Genomic DNA, 19265 nt, shown 5'->3' on the forward strand with positions numbered 1-19265 from the left:
ACGGGTTGCGCCCGGCGTACGCAGGGCCAGAAATTTGAATGGAATAAGTATGGATTACCAGAACGACGATTTACGCATCAGAGAGATCAAAGAGTTACTGCCCCCTGTTGCGCTGCTGGAAAAATTCCCCGCCACCGATAACGCTGCTCAAACCGTTGCCCAGGCCCGCCAGGCCATTCACCGCATTCTGCACGGTGAAGATGACCGCCTGCTGGTGGTGATTGGGCCATGCTCCATCCACGATACGCAGGCAGCCAAAGAGTATGCCGCTCGCCTGCTGACGTTGCGCGAGGAGCTGAAGGGTGAGCTGGAAGTGGTGATGCGCGTGTACTTTGAAAAACCGCGTACCACGGTGGGCTGGAAAGGGCTGATCAACGATCCTTACATGGACGGTAGCTTCCAGATTAACGACGGCCTGCGCCTGGCGCGTAAGCTGCTGGTGGATATCAACGACACCGGACTGCCGGCTGCCGGTGAGTTCCTCGACATGATCACGCCGCAATACATGGCGGATTTAATGAGCTGGGGCGCGATTGGTGCGCGTACTACCGAATCGCAGGTGCACCGCGAGCTCTCCTCCGGGCTCTCCTGTCCGGTCGGCTTCAAAAACGGCACCGACGGCACCATCAAAGTAGCCATCGATGCCATCGGTGCTGCCAGCGCGCCTCACTGCTTCCTGTCAGTCACCAAATATGGTCATTCGGCGATTGTCGAAACCAGCGGTAATGAAGATTGCCACATCATTCTGCGCGGCGGCAAAGAGCCGAACTACAGTGCGGAACACGTTGCGGCGGTGAAAACCGGGCTGGAAAAAGCGGGCCTGCGCCCACAGGTGATGATCGACTTCAGCCACGCCAACAGCAGCAAGCAGTTCCAGCGTCAGATGGTGGTGGCCGCAGACGTGGCGCAGCAGATTGCCAGCGGCGAGCAGGCGATTACCGGCGTGATGATTGAGAGCCACCTGGTGGAAGGCAACCAGAGCCTCGACAGCGGCAAACCGCTGGTGTACGGCCAGAGCGTCACCGACGCCTGTATTGGCTGGGACGATACGGAAAAAGCGCTGCGTCAGCTGGCGCAGGCGATCAAAACCCGTCGCGGTTAACGGCAGCGCACGGCATAAAAAAGGCCAGACTCGCGTCTGGCCTTTTGCGTTTCAGCGTGAACTTACTTCGCTTTACCCTGGTTAGCAACGGCGGCGGCTTTCGCTGCGATCTCGTCGGCATCACCCAGATAGTAATGTTTGATTGGCTTGAAGTTCTCGTCGAACTCATACACCAGCGGTACGCCGGTTGGGATGTTCAGTTCGAGGATCTCATCTTCGCTCATGTTATCGAGGTATTTCACCAGCGCGCGCAGTGAGTTACCGTGCGCGGCAACGATCACTTTCTCACCGCTCTTGATGCGCGGCAGAATGCTTTCGTTCCAGAATGGGATCACGCGATCGATGGTCAGTGCCAGGCTTTCGGTGGTCGGCAGCTGCGCGTCGGTCAGGGATTTGTAGCGCGGGTCGTGGCCCGGGAAACGCTCGTCGTTACGATCCAGCTCTGGCGGCGTAACGGCGAAGCCGCGGCGCCACTGTTTCACCTGATCGTCGCCGTATTTGGCGGCGGTTTCCGCTTTGTCCAGACCCTGCAGCGCACCGTAGTGACGCTCGTTCAGACGCCAGGTTTTCTCGACCGGCAGCCAGGCCTGATCCAGCTCATCCAGCACGTTCCACAGAGTGTGGATAGCACGCTTCAGCACTGAGGTGTAGGCAAAATCAAACACGAAACCTTCTTTTTTCAGCAGCTGACCGGCTGCTTTGGCTTCGGTGCGACCCTTGTCGGACAGATCCACGTCGTACCATCCGGTGAAGCGGTTTTCCTGATTCCACTGGCTTTCGCCGTGGCGCACCAGAACCAGCTTAGTTACGGCCATAGCTTTACTCCTTAATGCTTAATGTTTCGATGATGATAGAAACCGGCTGCGGCCGCTGATTTCAGCGGCACACTGATAGCGCCATACCATAGCGGAAAACAGCGCACGGCGTAAGCCTGTCGGCACCGCAGTGCGCGTTTTTCAACCGGCGCTTAGTGCGGGGTGAAGCGATAACGCGTCACGGAGTGCCATGTGTCGCCGGGCTGCAGCCAGCAATCAGGCTGCGGCCACTCGCTATGGTTGGGCGAATCCGGTAAAAACTCACTCTCCAGAGCGATGCCCTGGAAAGCAGTATAGCTGCCCTGTTCACGGGCGCGCGTTCCCTCCAGATAGTTGCCGGAGTAGAACTGCAGCGCCGGCGCGGCGGTGAACACGCTCACGCTAAGTTTGTCGTCCGCTGACCACAGCTGCGCAGCAGGCTGGCTGCTGTCACCGGCGGTGGTGAGCAGAAACGCGTGATCGTAACCTTTCACCGCGCGCTGATCGTCGTCGGCCAGGAACTCATCCGCCACGCGTTTCGGCTGGCGGAAATCAAAGCTGGTACCGTCTACCGCTTTCAGCGGCGCATTGGGAATGCCTGCGCTGTCCACCGGCAGATAACGATCGGCCTGCAGTTGTAAGCGATGCTGGCGCGCGTCGCCATGATGCGCATCAAGGTTGAAGTAAGCATGGTTGGTCAGGTTGACCGGACAGGCCTGATCGGTCTGCGCTTCATAGCGAATCGACAGGCAGTTATCGTCATCGAGCTGATAAATCACATCGGCAATCAGATTGCCGGGGTAGCCCTGGTCGCCGTCCGGCGAATCAAGACGATAGTGCACTTCGCTGTCGCTCTGGCTGAGGATCTGCCAGCGGCGCTTGTCGAAACCCTGCGGCCCGCCATGCAGCTGGTGCGGACCCTGATTGGCCGCCAGCAGCCGGTTAAGCGGCTTCAGCTCAGCGAAGGCGATGCGGTTCGCGTAACGCCCGATGGTGGCACCGAGATAAGCATCCTGATGCAGATAGTCGGACGGCGTGGCGCAGCCGAGCAGCGCTTCGCGCACGCTGCCGTCCTGCATCGGCACGCGCGCCGACAGCCAGGTGGCGCCCCAGTCCATAAAGGTGGCGACCATGCCGTTGCGGTTGCGCAGCACGGTGATGCGCCACGGCTGGCCGTCCGGCGCATGAGAGTTGACGTCGCTTACCATTGGCCGGCTCCTGCTGAGGCTTTGCACACGTAAAAGGTCTCTTTGATGCCGGTCTGCGCTTCGTACTGCTGCGCCACCGCCGCTTTCACCTGATCGACCAGATCGGTTGGCATCAGGGCGACAATACAGCCACCGAAGCCGCCGCCGGTCATACGCACGCCGCCGCGCGGGCCGATTTCCGCTTTAACAATCTCCACCAGCTGATCGATGGGCGGTACGGTGATCTCAAAATCGTCGCGCATTGAGGCGTGCGAGGCGGCCATCAGCTCACCCATGCGTTGCAGATCGCCGCTGCTCAGCGCGTCCGCGGCTTCCAGCGTCCGGGCGTTTTCGGTGATCACGTGACGCACGCGTTTGGCCACCAGCGGATCGAGCTGCTGTTCTGCCGCCGTAAACTCCTCCAGCGTCACGTCGCGCAGCGCCTTTTTGTTGAAGAAGCGTGCACCGGTTTCGCACTGCTCGCGGCGGGTATTGTATTCGCTGCCCACCAGATTACGGCGGAAGTTCGAGTTGATGATCACTACCGCGACATCCTCCGGCATGGATACGGCGCGCGTGCCCAGCGTGCGGCAGTCCAGCAGCATGGCGTGATCCTGCTGGCCGAGCGCTGAAATCAGCTGATCCATGATGCCGCAGTTGCAGCCAACAAACTGGTTCTCCGCTTCCTGCCCGTTAACGGCAATCGCTGCGCCGTCGAGCTTCAGCTGATACAGCTGCTGGAACACGGTGCCCACCGCCACTTCCAGCGAGGCGGACGAGCTGAGACCGGCACCCTGCGGCACGTTGCCGCTGATCACCATATCCACGCCGCCAAAGCTGGCGTCGCGCTGCTGCAGATGTTTCACCACGCCGCGCACGTAATTGGCCCACATCGGTTCGCTGAGCGGCTCAATCGGCGCATCCAGCGAGAAGCTATCCTGCTGATTGTCGTAATCCACCGCCACCACGCGCACCTGGCGATCGTCGCGGCGGGCGCAGGCAATCACGGTCTGATAATCGATAGCGCAGGGCAGCACGAAGCCGTCGTTGTAATCGGTATGCTCGCCGATCAGGTTCACCCGGCCCGGTGCCTGAATGCTGTGGCTCGGCGCGTAGCCGAAGGTGTCAGCGAAAACCTGTTGAGTGATCAATTTTAAAGACATTTATTGTTCCTCGCGGAAATGGATAGCGCTGACAGAGCGCAGACGTTCTGCTGCCTGTTCCGCCGTTAAATCACGTTGGGTCTCGGCCAGCATCTCGTAGCCAACCATAAATTTTCGTACCGTCGCGGAGCGCAGCAGCGGGGGATAGAAGTGCGCGTGCAGCTGCCAGTGATCGTTGGCTTCGCCGTTAAACGGCGCGCCGTGCCAGCCCATCGAATAGGGGAACGAGCACTGGAACAGATTGTCGTAACGGCTGGTGAGCTGCTTGAGCGCCAGCGCCAGATCGGTGCGCTGCGCCTCGTTAAGATCGGTAATACGTTTCACGTGCGTTTTAGGCAGCAGCAGAGTTTCAAACGGCCAGGCCGCCCACCACGGCACCACCGCCAGCCAGTGATCGGTTTCAACCACGGTACGGCTGCCGTCCTGCAGTTCGCGCGCTACGTAATCCACCAGCAGCGGCGTGCCTTTATCAGCAAAGTAGCGGCGCTGGTTGTCATCCTCTTTTTGCGCTTCATTCGGCAGAAAACTGTTGGCCCACACCTGACCGTGCGGATGCGGATTTGAGCAGCCCATCGCTGCGCCTTTGTTTTCAAACACCTGCACCCATGGATAGTGCTGACCGAGTTCAGCGGTCTGCTCCTGCCAGGTAAGCACGATGTCCTGCAAGTTGTGCAACGGCAGTTCGGGCAGGGTTTTGCTGTGATCCGGTGAGAAGCAGATCACCCGGCTGGTACCGCGCGCGCCTTCACAGCGCATCAGCACATCATCGCTCTGCGGCGCGTCCGGCGTATCGGTCATCAGCGCGGCAAAGTCATTGGTGAATACGTAAGTGCTTTTGTAATCGGGATTTTTGTCGCCGGTGATACGGGTATTACCGGCGCACAGGAAGCAGTCCGGATCGTGTGCGGGCAGTTGCTCCAGCGCCGGCGTCTCCTGCGCACCCTGCCACGGACGTTTGGCGCGATGCGGTGACACCAGCACCCATTGATCGATCAACGGGTTATAACGGCGATGCGGATGATCGACCGGGTTAAATTTTTGCATAACAAGTCCTGGTAATCGGCAAACAGAAGAAAGTCACTGCCTTCAACGTAGCATAACGGTGGCGCTGAAAGCGTGATCCAGTCTGGATAAATGGTATCGTTTACACAAGGTGACGATTCTCATTTTGTGGGTTTATGCGCAGCGTTTGCTGAATAATGCGGCAGGCTAGTGGTAGCGGTTACATTTTTAGGGGAAGAAATCTGTCAGATGCGTACTGTAGCTGCCGGGCCGCCATGGATGGCGACCCGCTCATGAATGAAAACTAACGCAACGTCTCCTGCTGATAAGCATAGCCCGCGCCCTGTTTTACAAAACTCAGGCGGTGGGTGATGCACTGCGGCGCGTCCTCGGCGTGGTGGGACACAAACATCAGCTGAGTACGGCCTTCGCCGATCAGCACATCCACAAAGCGGCGCACCAGCTGGCGGTTAATGGGATCGAGCCCCTGCAGCGGCTCATCCAGGATTAACAGCGTCGGGTGCTTCACCAGCGCGCGCGCAATCAGCACCAGCCGCTGCTGGCCCCACGACAGGCTATGAAACGGCGCATCGGCCAGCGCATTGTCCATGCCAAGCAGCGCCAGCCACTGGCGCGCCAGCGCTTTCTGCCGATCCGATACCGCCTGATACAGACCGATCGAATCAAAAAAGCCTGAGAGGATCACCGTACGCACGTTACAGCTGACGCGGTAATCCAGATGCAGGCTGCTGCTGACGTAACCGATATGCTGCTTGATGTCCCAGATGGTTTCACCGCTGCCGCGGCGAATACCAAACAGCGTTAAATCATTGCTGTAGCCCTGCGGATGATCGCCGGTGACCAGGCTAAGCAGGGTCGATTTACCCGCGCCGTTGGGTCCGATGATCTGCCAGTGCTCGCCGGGATTGACCTGCCAGTTCAGGCCGTCGATCACCGCGTGATCGTTATACGACACCACGCCGTTGCGCAGGATAACGCGCGGCGCATCTGCCGCCAGCTGCGGCAGCTGATCCGGCTGGTCCGGCTCCGGCAGCGCCATGCCCTGCAGGCGTTCGCTGTGCGCCAGCTGCGCCACCAGCGCTTCGGCAAGAATCGCCTGGCGCGCGCCCACGTGCGTCAGCGTGCACTCCGCCAGCACGCCGACCTGCTGGACAAAATCCGGGATGTCGTCAAAGCGGTTCAGCACCAGCACCACGGTGTAGCCGTCGCGATGCAGCTGATGCAGCGTATCGGCGAGGCTGGCGCGCGATGCCACATCCAGACCATCAAAAGGTTCGTCGAGAATCAGCAAATCCGGCTGCGCCATCAGCGCCTGACACAGCAGCGTTTTGCGCGTTTCGCCGGTAGAAAGGTATTTGAAGCGGCGAGTAAGTAAAGCGCTGATGCCAAACTGCTGGGCCAGCGCCTGCGCCCGCGCCTCATCCTTTACTTCATCCTGAATGATCTCCAGCGCGGTGCGGCCGGTGTCATCTTCGCCTTCACTCAGCAGATCGGTGTTGTTGCGCTCCCACTCCTGCGTCACCAGCTGTTGCAGCTGCTCCAGCGACAAACGGGTGCGGCGCTGAAAATCCTGCCGCAGCTCGCCCTTTGCCGCCGTCAGCTCGCCGGACAGCGCGCGCGCCAGCGAAGATTTACCGCTGCCGTTGGCACCGACAAAGGCCCAGCTTTCGCCGCTGTGCAGGGTTAAGTCCGGCAGGGTCAGGGTACGGCTATCGCTCAGGTGAAATATGCCTTGCGAAATTTGCAATGAGGCCATGATTTGTTCCGTTTTCTGCATCAAGTCGCTCAGTTGTAGCGAGCCAGCGAAATGAAGTCAAATCATGGCGGCCAGATCAGAGCAGTGTGGCGATGATGGCGTGTTCTGCATTAAAACAGGCGGTCACGGCGCTGCCGGGCTGCAGATTATGCTGGCGAAGCACCTGGCTGGGGACGGTGGCGCACAGCATTTCACCGCCCGTCAGCGCAATCAGCACTTCACTCTGCGTCTCGCCGGGTTCGATGGTGTGGACAAGGCCCGGCAGCTGATTATCGCCCTCGGCGGCGTCAGGCGTCAGGCGGATCCACGGCGCTTTGATCAGCACCAGCACCTCTTTACCGCTGTCGAGCTGCAGCCGCTCCGCGCTGAGTTCGGTCAGAGCCACCTGCAGGCGCGTCACGCCGTCGTTCAGCAGTACCTCAACGTGCTGCTGCACCTGCTGACGATCGCGCGCCTGCACCGTGCCAAACAGCTGGTTGCGCGCGCTGGTTTGCAGGGAAAAGCGGGCGATCGCCGCCAGCAGGCTGTCGAGCGGCAGGCTGTCGTTTTGCAGCACGTCAAAGGCTTTTTGCTGGATCTGCTCCATCAGCTGAAACAACTGGATCAATCGCTCGCCGTAGCGCGTCAGCCGGGCACCGCCGCCGCCTTTGCCGCCGGTCGCGCGTTCGACCAGCGTCTGATCCGCCAGCTGATTCATCTCATTGATGGCGTCCCAGGCGCTTTTATAGCTGATGCCCGCCAGTCTGGCGCCCTGGCTGATGGAGCCGGTTTCCTGCACGCGCCTGAGCAGCTCAATACGGCGCGGATCGGCAAACAGTTTCTGCTGAAGACGAATGTGAAGAGAGAGTTCTGCCTGCATGTCAGCTCCTTAGGTGAATGCGCCAATTGTAAGGCCTAAAGTAAAAGCACGAAAAGGGCAGTGCCTTTTTTTCTCCAGCCGTTACAATCACTTTTTTACTCTTTGCGCGAGGTTTCCATGCTGGAACTGTTAAAAAGCCTGGCGGTCGCCATCATCATGGTGCCCATCGTGATGGCGATTATGCTGGGTCTGATTTACGGCCTGGGTGAAGTCTTTAACGTCATCTCTAAATTTGGCCGCCGCGACGACCGTCCCGCCAATAGCTCACACCACTGATTTTTAACGCCCGCACGCTGCGGGCGTTTTGCCCTTAACTTCCCGCCGTTTTTGCCGATATAAAGCTCATGACAGCTTTCAGGCTCGCGTTGTATTATCAACTATATAACGTAACCTGGAGCTCTCTATGCAAAATACGCTTTATCACTGGGCGGCGGCAGCCGTGGTCACCGTGTCACTGTCGGGTCAGGCGCTGGCGGCGGAGAAAATTACTGTGTTCGCTGCGGCCTCGCTGACCAACGCGATGCAGCAGATTGCCACGCAATATCAGCAAAAAAGCGGCGTTGAAGTGGTATCCTCGTTCGCTTCCTCGTCGACGCTGGCGCGGCAAATCGAGCAGGGCGCCCCGGCGGATCTGTTTATCTCTGCCGATCAGCAGTGGATGGACGATGCGGTGGCGAAAAACAGCGTGATCGGCAGTACGCGCCACACGCTGCTGGGCAACGATCTGGTGCTGGTGGCGGCAAAAAGCGCTCACGCGCAGCCGGTGACCATCAATGCGCAGACCCAATGGCAGAACCTGCTTAAGGGCGAGCGCCTGGCGGTGGGCGATCCGGATCACGTGCCGGCAGGCATTTATGCCAAAGAAGCGCTGCAAAAGCTGGGCGCGTGGGACACGCTGGCTTCACGGCTCGCACCGGCTAACAACGTGCGTGCCGCGCTGGCGCTGGTGGAGCGCCGCGAAACGCCGTATGGCATCGTGTACGGTTCCGACGCGGTAGCCAGTGATAAGGTGCAGGTGGTCGGACGCTTCCCCGAAGCGAGTCACAAACCCGTAGAGTACCCGATGGCGGTGGTCAGCGATCACCAGAACGCAGCGGTGCAGGCCTTCTATGACTATCTGCAGGGGCCGGATGCCGCTGCCGTGTTTAAACAGTATGGATTTACGCCGAAGAGATGATACTGAGCGATCCCGAATGGCAGGCCGTGTTTCTCAGCCTGAAAGTTTCCTGCGTGGCGGTGCTGTGCAGCCTGCCGTTTGGCATCCTGATGGCCTGGATTCTGGCGCGCTGTCGCTTTCCCGGCAAAACCCTGCTCGATAGCCTGATTCACCTGCCGCTGGTGCTGCCGCCGGTGGTGGTGGGCTATTTGCTGCTGCTGACGCTGGGCCGGCGCGGCCTGATTGGCAACTGGCTGTACGACTGGTTCGGCGTGACCTTCGCCTTCAGCTGGCGCGGTGCGGTGCTGGCCTCGGCGGTGATGGCGTTTCCGCTGATGGTGCGCGCCATTCGTCTGGCACTGGAAGCGGTAGACAGCCGGCTGGAGCAGGCGGCGCGGACCTTAGGCGCGGGCCGCTGGCGGGTGTTTTTCACCATCACGCTGCCGCTAACTTTTCCGGGTATCATCGTGGGCACCGTACTGGCGTTTGCCCGCTCGCTCGGTGAGTTTGGGGCCACCATTACTTTTGTCTCCAACATTCCCGGCGAAACCCGCACCATCCCGTCAGCCATGTTTACCCTGATTGAAACGCCCGGCGCGGAAGGCACTGCGGCGCGGCTGTGCGCGGTGGCGATTGCGCTGGCGCTGCTGTCGCTGGTGGCCTCAGAGCTGCTGGCGCGCTGGGGCCGCAAGCGGCTGGGAGCGGCCTGATGCTGAAAATCAACATTGCGCAACAGCTCGGTGAGCATCAGCTCAACGTCGATGTGGAAATTCCGGCCAGCGGCATCACCGCGATCTTTGGCGTGTCCGGGGCAGGAAAAACCTCATTAATCAATGCTATCAGCGGTCTGACGCAGCCGCAGAGTGGCCAGATTGCGCTTAACGATCGTCTGCTGTTTGACCGCGACAGCGGCATCAATCTGCCGCCGGAAAAACGCCGCATCGGCTACGTGTTTCAGGATGCGCGCCTGTTTCCCCATTATCGCGTGCGCGGCAATCTGCAGTATGGCATGGCGCCCAAAATGAAAGCGCAGTTCGGGGCGCTGGTGACGCTGCTGGGACTGGATGCGCTGCTGGATCGCTATCCGGCCTCGCTGTCGGGGGGTGAAAAGCAGCGCGTGGCGATGGGCCGGGCGCTGCTGAGCGCGCCGGATATCCTGCTGATGGACGAACCGCTGGCGTCGCTCGATCTGCCACGCAAGCGCGAGCTGATGCCCTATTTGCAGAAGCTGGCGAAGCAGGTGGAGATTCCGCTGCTGTACGTGAGCCACAGCCTGGAGGAGATTGTCCAGCTGGCGAATCAGGTGCTGGTGCTGGATAACGGTAACGTCAAAGACTTCGGCGCGCTGGAAAAAGTGTGGGGCAGCAGCGCGATGCGGCCCTGGCTGCCGGCGGCCGAGCGCAGCAGCGTGTTGCGCGTGCAGGTGCTGGAGCAGCATCCGGATTACCCGATGACCGCGCTGTCGCTTGGCGATCAGCACATCTGGGTCAGCCGGGTGAATCAGCCGGTGAAAAGCGTACTGCGCATCCGTATCGCCTCGGCGGACGTGTCGCTGGCGCTGCAGCCGCCGCAAAACACCTCGATCCGCAATATTTTACCGGCGCAGGTGGTGGAGCTGCTGGAGCTGGACGACCAGGTCGAAGTGAAGCTGCGCATCGGCGTCAGCGAGCTGTGGGCGCGCATTTCACCGTGGGCGCGCGACGAGCTGAATATCCGGCCCGATCAGTGGCTGTATGCGCAGATCAAGAGCGTGTCGATTACAGCGTAACACAAACCGGACGACAGCGCGGTACGTCCGGTCTGCGGATCAGCGCGATTAATCGCGCTTTTTTCCGGTCAACCTGACTGATGCCTTGTGCCGCGATCAGCCTGGCATTACAGCACTTCCTGGTAGATCACCTGCGCAATGCCCGGCTCAAGGTTGGTGCCGATCACTTTGCGCGCGCGCGCTTTGATGGCGTCATCGGCATTGCCCATCGCCACGCCCAGCCCGGCCTGCTCCAGCATGCTGAGATCGTTGTAATTGTCGCCAAACGCCAGCACGTCCTGCATGCTCAGACCCTGGCTCGCCACCCACTGCGCCAGGCGTTTGCCTTTGCTGTTGCCGGCCTGAGCGATGTCGACCTGATCGTGCCACGACCATTCACACGCCAGACCCAGCTCGCGTTCGGTGCGTTCGGCAAACTGCTGCAGCGCGCGGGTATCCGGATGCGACAGGGCAAATTTCCAGATCGACTGCGCGTCGTGCGCCGCCTGCGCCAGACTCGGCACCTGCACAAACAGCGGGCGCTGCGCTTCCGGCAGCGACTGCGCCCAGTTGAGGGTGCGCGTCACATGGCCGGTCGCTTCCTGGTACAGCATCGCATCATCGACATACAGCAGACCGTGAATATTCTCCTGATCGAGCATCTCAATCACCCGCGCCGCCTGACGTTTCTCCAGCGGATCGGCAGCCAGCACCCGTTGCGCCTGGTAATCGTACAGGTACGTGCCGTTACAGCAGATGGCGGGCGTTGTCAGCTGCAGCGCCTGATAAAACGGGTGAATCGCGCAGTGATGGCGACCGGTGACGATCAGCACCTGAACGCCAGCCTGTTGCGCGCGGGCTAAGGCTTCAAGGGATTCTGGCAGGATGGTTTTGTTTGGGGTCAGCAGGGTGCCGTCGAGGTCAAGGGCGATTACGCGGTAGCTCATTACACTTTCCGTCCGGAGTTAGCAAAGCATTAAGTCTACACCCGCCAGCGGCCCTGAGACAAAAAGCAGGGCACAAATCAGCCCAGCGCGCCGCGGTGAAACGCGCTACAGTTACTGTTTTTCATCAGGCAGCGAATAAGGAAAACGCATGAAACAAGTCGTCTATACCGCCAGTCCCGAGAGCCAGCAGATCCACGCCTGGCAGATGCAGGAAGATGGCGCACTGACGTTATTGCAGGTCACGGATGTGGCCGGCCAGGTGCAGCCGATGGTGGTGAGCCCGAAGAAAGATTTTCTCTATGTCGGCGTGCGTCCGAATTTTCGCGTACTGGCGTACCGCATTGCGGCCGACGGTACGTTAAGCCTGGCCGGTGAAGCGCCGCTGCCAGGCAGCCCGACTCACATTTCTACCGACCGCCAGGGCAACTATCTGTTCTGCGGCTCCTATAACGATGCCTGCGTCAGCATCAGCCCGATTGGCAGCGACGGCCTGCCGCAGGCGCCGCTGCAGGTGATTAACGGGCTGGAGGGCTGCCATTCGGCGAATATCGACCTCAGCAACCAGACGCTGTTTGTACCAGCGCTGAAACAGGATCGCATCTGCCTGTATCAGCTGCAGGCGGACGGCACGCTGGCGCCGCGCGCGCAGCCGCAGGTGACCACCGTAGAAGGCGCTGGCCCGCGTCATATGGCGTTCCACCCGAACGGCGCCTATGGCTATGTGGTTAACGAACTGGACAGCACCGTCGACGTCTGGGCGCTGAATAATGTTAACGGCCAGGTCGAGCGCGTGCAGAGCCTTGATATGATGCCGCCGGGCTTCAGCGACACACGCTGGGCAGCGGATATCCATATCACCCCGGACGGTCGCTTCCTGTATGCCTGTGACCGCACCAGCAGCACGCTGACCGTGTTCAGTATCAGTGAGGACGGCTCGGTGCTGACGATTGAAGGTTATCAGCCGACCGAAACTCAGCCGCGTGGCTTTAACATTGATGGCAGCGGTCAGTATCTGGTGGCGGCGGGGCAGAAATCGCATCACATTGAAGTCTATCGCATTGGCGATCGTGGCCTGCTGCAACCGCTGGCGCGTTACGCCGTGGGTCAGGGGCCGATGTGGGTAGTGATTCACGCGCTGGACTGAGGAACGCTATTCGGTCATGCAGGGTCGCCATCCACGGCGACCTCTGCCGGGGTGCGCAGCGATGCGCACCTTATGCAATCAGGCGTATTTCACCGTGATCGACGCGCTGGCCAGCGCATGGAAGTGCACGTTGAAGCCGACCATCGCGCCGCTGGCAGCTTCGTCCACCTCAATTTTTTCCACGTCCAGCGCATGCACCGTAAAGATGTAGCGATGCGATTCACCCTGCGGCGGCGCTGCGCCACCGTAACCGCTCTGGCCGAAATCGGTGCGCGTCTGAATGGCACCCTCCGGCAGTTCCGCCACGCCGGAACCGGCGCCCTGTGACAGCACGGTCACCTCAGCCGGAATATTGGCGACCACCCAGTGCCACCAGCCGGAGCCGGTCGGGGCATCCGGATCGTAGCAGGTCACCACAAAGCTTTTGGTGCCGGCCGGCACTTCATCCCATGCCAGGTGCGGCGACAGATTATCGCCCTGGTAACCCATGCCGTTAAACACGTGGCGCTCGGGCATTTTATCGCCATCGTTAAAATCCTGGCTCACTACGCGCATGATCTCTCCTTTCCTGTTGTGTACTGCTCTCCATGATGGTGGAAAATGGCGGCGAGTGCCAGCGGTGTCAGGGCTGAAAGTGGCCGTCCACCGCCAGTGCAGCGCGCAGCGCCGCCGTCAGCTGCGTCAGCTGTGCGGCAGAAATCAGATAAGGTGGCATCAGGTAAATCAGCTTACCGAACGGGCGAATCCATACGCCGCGTTCCACGAAGAACTGCTGCAGCGCCGCCATGTTCACCGGCTGATGTGTCTCAATCACGCCAATCGCCCCCAGCACGCGCGCATCCGCCACCAGCGGATGGTCGCGCAGCGGCAGCAGTTCCGCACGCAGCTGCTGTTCAATCGCTGCCACCTGCGCCGGCCAGTGGCCTTCGTTGATCAGCTTCAGGCTTTCAACCGCCACCGCACAGGCCAGCGGATTACCCATAAACGTCGGACCATGCATAAAGCAGCCCGCCGCGCTGCGGCTGATGGTATCGGCGACGTCGCGCGTAGTCAGGGTGGCGGAGAGTGTCAGGGTGCCGCCGGTCAGCGCCTTGCCGAGACACAAAATGTCCGGTGTGATGCCGGCGTGCTCGCAGGCAAACAGCTTGCCGCTGCGGCCGAAGCCGGTGGCGATCTCATCGGCGATCAGCAATAAACCGTAGCGATCGCACAGCGCCCGCACCTGTTGCAGATAGCGTGGATGGTAAAAGCGCATGCCGCCGGCACCCTGTACGATAGGTTCCAGAATTACCGCGGCGATACTGCGATGGTGCTGCTCGATTAGCCTGGCGAAATCGGTAATATCGTTGTCATCCCAGTCATCGTCAAAGCCACACTGCGGCGCGCGGGCGAACAGATGCTCGGGCAGGTAGCCGCGCCACAGGCTGTGCATGGAGTTTTCCGGATCGCAGACCGACATGGCGGCAAACGTATCGCCGTGATAACCGCGCTGCAGCGTGAGGAATTTCTGCCGCGTCTCTCCGCGTCCCAGCCAGTACTGCAGCGCCATTTTCATCGACACTTCGACGGCGATCGAGCCGGAATCGGCGAGGAACACGCACTCCAGCGCCTCGGGCGTCATGGCGATCAGTTGGCGGCTCAGATCCACGGCGGGCGGATGGGTGATGCCGCCGAACATCACGTGTGACATCTGCGCCATCTGCTGCTGCAACGCCTGATTGAGGCGCGGATGGTTATAGCCGTGGATCGCTGCCCACCACGACGACATGCCGTCGACCAGCTCACGTCCATCGGCCAGCTGCAGCGTGCAGCCGTGCGCGGCCACCACCGGGTAGCACGGCAGCGGATCGCGCATTGAGGTGTAAGGATGCCAGATATGCTGGCGGTCAAAGCGGAGGTCGTCCTGTGTGAACATCTGTCTTGTAAACCATTTTGAAAAGATTTAGTTTACAAGTATAACCACGTTAATCGTCAGGATGAACCCCCTTTTTTGGAGTAAGCAATGGCTAATCGCTGGACACTGGCTCAGGCTCAGGCGCTATTTGATAAACCTTTTCTCGAGCTGATGTTTGAAGCACAGCAGGTGCACCGCCAGCACTTCGACCCGCGTCAGGTGCAGGTCAGCACGCTGCTGTCGATCAAAACCGGCGCCTGTCCGGAAGACTGTAAATACTGTCCGCAGAGCGCGCGTTACAAAACCGGGCTGGAAACCGAGCGCCTGATGGAGGTGGAGGCGGTGCTGGAATCGGCGCGCAAGGCCAAAGCAGCCGGCTCCAGCCGCTTCTGCATGGGCGCGGCGTGGAAAAACCCGCACGAGCGCGACATGCCGTACCTGGAGCAGATGGTGCAGGGCGTGAAAGCCATGGGCATGGAAACCTGCATGACGCTGGGCACGCTTGACCACGATCAGGCGCAGCGGCTGGCCAGCGCCGGGCTCGATTTTTACAACCATAACCTCGATACCTCGCCGGAGTTTTACGGCAGCATCATCACCACCCGTACCTATCAGGAGCGTCTTGATACGCTGGATAAAGTGCGCAACGCCGGCATCAAAGTGTGCTCGGGCGGCATTGTCGGGTTGGGCGAAACGGTCAACGACCGCGCCGGATTGCTGGTGCAGCTGGCCAACCTGCCCACGCCGCCGGAGAGCGTGCCGATTAACATGCTGGTGAAAGTCAAAGGCACGCCGCTGGCGGATAACGATGACGTCGAGCCGTTCGACTTTATCCGCACCATTGCCGTGGCGCGCATCATGATGCCAACCTCGCACGTGCGCCTGTCGGCCGGTCGCGAGCAGATGAGCGAACAGACCCAGGCGATGTGCTTCATGGCGGGTGCCAACTCGATTTTCTACGGCTGCAAGCTGCTGACCACGCCGAACCCGGAAGAAGACAAAGATCTGATCCTGTTCCGCAAGCTGGGCCTGAATCCGGAGCACACCGCCACGACTGCGGGCGATAACGAACAGCAGCATCAGCTCAGCGAGCAGTTGCTGCACGCCGACAGCGCACAGTTTTATAACGCGGCCGTGTAAATGTGGTCTGAACGTATTGCGCAGGCACTGACGGCGCAGCGTGCCGCCGACGGCTGGCGGCAGCGGCGGCGCATTGAGCACAACAGCGTGCGTGAAATTACCCTCGACGGGCAGCGCTATCGCCACTTCTCCAGTAATGATTACCTCGGCCTGAGCCAGCATCCGGCGGTGATGGCCGCCTGGCAGCAGGGCGTGCGCGAGGCGGGCGTCGGTGCCGGGGCTTCCGGCCACGTCACCGGCTACAGCCGTCACCATGCGCAGCTGGAGCAGCAGCTGGCGTCCTGGCTCGGCTACCCGCGCGCGCTGCTGTTTATCTCCGGCTTTGCCGCCAACCAGGCAGTGATCCATCTGCTGGCGCAAAAGTCGGATCGCATTATCGCTGACAAACTGGCGCACGCCTCGCTGCTGGATGCCGCCAGCCACAGTCCGGCAACGCTGCGCCGTTTTGCCCATAACCAGCCGGCCAGCCTGGCGAAGCTGCTGGCAACGCGCGCGGAAGGCGGCACGCTGGTGGTGACCGAGGGCGTATTCAGCATGGATGGCGACAGTGCGCCGCTGGCTGAACTTGCCGCGGAAACCCGGCGCGCGGGCGGCTGGCTGCTGGTGGACGATGCGCACGGCATTGGCGTCACCGGTGAGCAGGGGCGCGGCAGCTGCTGGCAGCAGCAGGTGAAACCGGAACTGCTGGTGGTGACCTTTGGTAAAGGCTTTGGCGTCAGCGGCGCCGCGCTGCTGTGTGATGACGCCACCGCAGATTACGTCGAGCAATTCTCGCGCCATTTAATCTATTCCACCGCCATGCCGCCGGCGCAGTGCTGTGCGCTGCTGGCGGCGCTGCAGCAGATCCAGCAGGGCGACGCGCTGCGCGCGCGGTTGCAGCAAAATATTGCCCGCTTTCGCGCGGGCGCGGCGCAGTTGCCGTGGCAGCTGATGGCCTCTGACAGCGCCATTCAGCCGCTGATCGTTGGCGAAAACCGTGCCGCGCTGGCGCTGTCACAGCGGCTGGCGCAGGCCGGTTGCTGGGTGAGCGCGATCCGGCCACCGACGGTGCCGCCGGGTACCGCGCGGCTGCGTATTACGCTCACCGCCGCGCATCATCCCGAAGATATCGACGCGTTGCTGGAGGCACTGTATGACGCTGCAGGTGAATAAACAGGCGGTGGCGCAGGCATTTGGCCGGGCGGCCGCGCATTACGAACAGCATGCTCAGCTGCAGCGCCAGAGCGGCGAGGCGCTGCTGGCGCTGGCGCCGGCCGGATTTGGACCGCAGCTGCTGGACGCCGGCTGCGGCACCGGCTGGTTCAGCCGCTACTGGCGCGATCGCGGTCGCCAGGTCTGCGCGCTGGATCTGTCACCGGCGATGCTGCAGGCGGCACGCGAACAGCACTCGGCGCACGACTATTTACAGGGCGATATCGACCAATTACCGCTGGCGGATAACAGCGTCGACGGCGTCTGGAGCAACCTGGCGGTGCAGTGGAGCAGCGATCTGCGCACCGCGCTGCAGCAGTTTCTGCGCGTGACGCGCCCGGGCGGCAGCGTGCTGTTCTCGACGCTGCTCGACGGCTCGCTGCAGGAGGTGCACCAGGCGTGGGCGCAGATCGATGGTCGGCGTCACGCCAATCGCTTCCTCAGCGGTGATGCCTTTGCCCTGGCGACCGCGGGCCTGCCGCTGCGCAGCCAGACGCAGATCGTCACGCTGCACTTCCCCAGCGCGCTCAGCGCCATGCGATCGCTAAAAGGCATCGGCGCGACGCACCTGCACGATGGGCGACACGCGGCTCTGCTGACGCGCCCGCAGCTGGCGCAGCTGGAGCAGCACTGGCCGCAGGATGCGCACGGCTATCGTCTCAGTTATCACCTGATGTATGGAGTTTTACAAAAATGACACGCTGGTTTATTACCGGAACTGACACCGAAGTGGGCAAAACAGTCGCCAGCGGCGCTCTGTTGCAGGCGGCCAGCGCTGCGGGATTACGCACTGCCGGCTACAAACCGGTGGCCTCCGGCTGCGAGGTCACGCCCGACGGCGTGCGCAACAGCGACGCGCTGGCGCTGCAGCGCTACAGCAGCCTGGCGCTGAGCTATGAGCAGGTGAACCCGCTGGCGTTCATCGAACCGACGTCGCCGCATATCGTCAGCGCGGAAGAGGGCAGACCGATTGAATTTGCGCAGCTCTCCGCTGGCTTACGCGCGCTGGAACAGCAGGCTGAATGGGTGCTGGTGGAAGGCGCGGGCGGCTGGTTCACGCCGTTGTCCGCGACGCAAACTTACGCCGACTGGGTCGCCGCCGAGCAGCTGCCGGTGATTCTGGTGGTCGGCGTGAAGCTCGGCTGCATCAACCACGCCATGCTGACGGCGGAAGCGGTGAAGGCGCGCGGGTTGCGCCTCGCCGGCTGGATTGCCAATGACATCCAGCCGCCGGGTAAGCGACATGCGGAATATCTGGCGACGCTACAACAGCGCATTGCGGCCCCGTTCCTCGGTGAGATTCCGTGGCTGAGCAGCGCGGCACAGCAGGCCGACTGTGGCCGTTACCTTACCCTGCCACAGTAAATGGCGCGGCGGCGCAGCACTCTGCGCCGCACGCTACCAACGCTAGGTGGCCGTTAACCACTTACTCACCGTTACATCATCCAGCTGCGCCACGCTGCCCTGCGCCACGTTGCGGCCACGATGCAACAGCAGAAAATAGTCTGCCACGCGGCGAATGAACGACACATGCTGTTCCAGCAGCAGAATCGTCAGGCCATAGTCGCGGTTCAGGCGGCGAATCAGATTCCCCATCTCCTCCTCCAGCCACGGCGACATGCCTTCGGTGGGTTCATCGAGGATCAATAGTTTGGGCTGCAGCACCAGCGCGCGCGCCAGGGCCAGCTGCTGCTGCTGATCCATCGGCAGTTCGCCACTGCGCTGATGACGCAGCGAGTAGAGCGCCGGAAACAGATCGAACACCATCTCGGGAATGGCGCGGCTGCGATCGTCCTGTGCCGCCATCAGCGCAATCAGCAGGTTATCTTCCACGCTCATCTGGGAAAAGATGTGGCGTCCCTGTGGTACGTAGCCGATGCCCATGCGCGCGCGCTGCTCAGCAGGCTGCAGCAGCAGGTTTTCCGGCGGCGCGCCGTCTTCCTGCCAGGTCATCGATCCACTATTAATGGGCAGGCGACCCATAATACAGTTCACCAGCGTGGTTTTGCCCATCCCCGGGCTGCCCAGCACGCCGGTGCAGGTGCCTGGCGGCAGATCGAGATCCACATCCCATAAAATATGGTTCTGACCGTAAAATTGATTCACCGAACGTAAACTCAGCATCTGACATTCTCCTTCCAGATTATTCGCCTGAATGCTCC

Annotated in this window: 20 protein-coding genes; 10 read left to right on the forward strand and 10 right to left on the reverse strand. The window is 61.1% G+C overall.

Translation table 11 applies throughout. From position 1 onward, the window contains the following. Window positions 1–49: 49 nt before the first annotated feature. A complete protein-coding gene (gene aroG, locus CBW22_RS07060; RefSeq protein WP_088516302.1) occupies window positions 50–1102 on the forward strand; it encodes a 3-deoxy-7-phosphoheptulonate synthase AroG in 1053 nt (350 codons plus the stop codon). Window positions 1103–1164: 62 nt separating this feature from the next. Here aroG and gpmA read toward each other — a convergent pair whose 3' ends face one another. From gpmA to modE, 6 genes are all read right to left on the reverse strand, one after another. Next, entirely contained in the window at window positions 1165–1917 is a 753-nt protein-coding gene (gene gpmA, locus CBW22_RS07065; RefSeq protein ID WP_010616013.1) for a 2,3-diphosphoglycerate-dependent phosphoglycerate mutase, read from the reverse strand. A 152-nt stretch (window positions 1918–2069) separates the two neighbouring features. Continuing rightward, a complete protein-coding gene (gene galM, locus CBW22_RS07070) occupies window positions 2070–3104 on the reverse strand; it encodes a galactose-1-epimerase (RefSeq protein WP_058757860.1) in 1035 nt (344 codons plus the stop codon). Continuing rightward, the gene (galK, locus tag CBW22_RS07075; RefSeq protein ID WP_088516303.1) at window positions 3098–4246 is read right to left on the reverse strand and encodes a galactokinase; all 1149 of its coding nucleotides are present in this window, start codon (window positions 4244–4246) and stop codon (window positions 3098–3100) included. The genes galM and galK overlap by 7 nt, the downstream gene beginning before the upstream one ends. Next, complete coding sequence (gene galT, locus CBW22_RS07080) at window positions 4247–5290, reverse strand: galactose-1-phosphate uridylyltransferase (protein WP_088516304.1); 1044 nt, start codon at window positions 5288–5290, stop codon at window positions 4247–4249. Between the two features lie 262 nt (window positions 5291–5552). Further along, window positions 5553–7025, reverse strand: coding sequence for a molybdate ABC transporter ATP-binding protein ModF (modF, locus tag CBW22_RS07085; RefSeq protein ID WP_058775444.1), 1473 nt, complete (start codon window positions 7023–7025; stop codon window positions 5553–5555). A gap of 76 nt (window positions 7026–7101) precedes the next feature. Further along, a complete protein-coding gene (gene modE / locus CBW22_RS07090; protein WP_088516305.1) occupies window positions 7102–7884 on the reverse strand; it encodes a molybdenum-dependent transcriptional regulator in 783 nt (260 codons plus the stop codon). Between the two features lie 117 nt (window positions 7885–8001). Here modE and CBW22_RS07095 point away from each other — a divergent pair, with 117 nt between their 5' ends. The 4 genes from CBW22_RS07095 (at window position 8002) to modC (ending at window position 10808) form a co-directional block, all read left to right on the forward strand. Then, a complete protein-coding gene (locus CBW22_RS07095; protein ID WP_021508511.1) occupies window positions 8002–8160 on the forward strand; it encodes an AcrZ family multidrug efflux pump-associated protein in 159 nt (52 codons plus the stop codon). 127 nt (window positions 8161–8287) lie between these two features. Beyond that, window positions 8288–9061: a molybdate ABC transporter substrate-binding protein gene (modA, locus tag CBW22_RS07100; protein WP_088516306.1), complete on the forward strand. Its 774-nt coding sequence runs from the start codon at window positions 8288–8290 to the stop codon at window positions 9059–9061. Then, entirely contained in the window at window positions 9058–9750 is a 693-nt protein-coding gene (gene modB, locus CBW22_RS07105) for a molybdate ABC transporter permease subunit (RefSeq protein ID WP_058757855.1), read from the forward strand. Before modA ends, modB begins: the two co-directional genes overlap by 4 nt. After that, window positions 9750–10808: a molybdenum ABC transporter ATP-binding protein ModC gene (modC, locus tag CBW22_RS07110; RefSeq protein ID WP_088516307.1), complete on the forward strand. Its 1059-nt coding sequence runs from the start codon at window positions 9750–9752 to the stop codon at window positions 10806–10808. Before modB ends, modC begins: the two co-directional genes overlap by 1 nt. 107 nt (window positions 10809–10915) lie before the next feature. On the opposite strand, the gene CBW22_RS07115 is transcribed toward modC, so the two are convergent. Then, window positions 10916–11734, reverse strand: coding sequence for a pyridoxal phosphatase (locus CBW22_RS07115; RefSeq protein ID WP_088516308.1), 819 nt, complete (start codon window positions 11732–11734; stop codon window positions 10916–10918). 148 nt (window positions 11735–11882) lie between these two features. Here CBW22_RS07115 and pgl point away from each other — a divergent pair, with 148 nt between their 5' ends. Continuing rightward, window positions 11883–12878 carry a 6-phosphogluconolactonase gene (gene pgl / locus CBW22_RS07120; protein ID WP_088516309.1) on the forward strand — a complete coding sequence of 332 codons (996 nt, stop codon included), beginning with the start codon at window positions 11883–11885 and terminating at the stop codon, window positions 12876–12878. Between the two features lie 78 nt (window positions 12879–12956). Here the strand turns inward: pgl and CBW22_RS07125 are convergent, their stop codons facing one another. Then, window positions 12957–13433 carry a kinase inhibitor gene (locus CBW22_RS07125; RefSeq protein WP_088516310.1) on the reverse strand — a complete coding sequence of 159 codons (477 nt, stop codon included), beginning with the start codon at window positions 13431–13433 and terminating at the stop codon, window positions 12957–12959. Window positions 13434–13500: 67 nt separating this feature from the next. Then, complete coding sequence (gene bioA / locus CBW22_RS07130; RefSeq protein WP_088516311.1) at window positions 13501–14793, reverse strand: adenosylmethionine--8-amino-7-oxononanoate transaminase; 1293 nt, start codon at window positions 14791–14793, stop codon at window positions 13501–13503. An 87-nt stretch (window positions 14794–14880) separates the two neighbouring features. On the opposite strand from bioA, the gene bioB reads away from it, so the two are divergent. The 4 genes from bioB to bioD are packed head-to-tail and all read left to right on the forward strand — an operon-like array spanning window position 14881 to window position 18468. After that, window positions 14881–15912: a biotin synthase BioB gene (gene bioB, locus CBW22_RS07135; RefSeq protein ID WP_058757850.1), complete on the forward strand. Its 1032-nt coding sequence runs from the start codon at window positions 14881–14883 to the stop codon at window positions 15910–15912. Further along, the gene (gene bioF / locus CBW22_RS07140; protein ID WP_088516312.1) at window positions 15913–17064 is read left to right on the forward strand and encodes an 8-amino-7-oxononanoate synthase; all 1152 of its coding nucleotides are present in this window, start codon (window positions 15913–15915) and stop codon (window positions 17062–17064) included. Then, complete coding sequence (gene bioC / locus CBW22_RS07145) at window positions 17045–17800, forward strand: malonyl-ACP O-methyltransferase BioC (protein ID WP_058781278.1); 756 nt, start codon at window positions 17045–17047, stop codon at window positions 17798–17800. Before bioF ends, bioC begins: the two co-directional genes overlap by 20 nt. After that, window positions 17797–18468 (forward strand): dethiobiotin synthase, encoded by a 672-nt coding sequence (gene bioD / locus CBW22_RS07150; RefSeq protein ID WP_058775301.1) that lies wholly within the window; start codon window positions 17797–17799, stop codon window positions 18466–18468. The genes bioC and bioD overlap by 4 nt, the downstream gene beginning before the upstream one ends. Before the next feature lie 42 nt (window positions 18469–18510). Here bioD and CBW22_RS07155 read toward each other — a convergent pair whose 3' ends face one another. After that, complete coding sequence (locus CBW22_RS07155) at window positions 18511–19227, reverse strand: ABC transporter ATP-binding protein (protein ID WP_021508499.1); 717 nt, start codon at window positions 19225–19227, stop codon at window positions 18511–18513. Between the last annotated feature and the right edge of the window lie 38 nt (window positions 19228–19265).

Origin of the sequence: Pantoea sp. VS1 (assembly GCF_002207995.1) — a bacterium.
Lineage (GTDB): Bacteria > Pseudomonadota > Gammaproteobacteria > Enterobacterales > Enterobacteriaceae > Pantoea > Pantoea dispersa.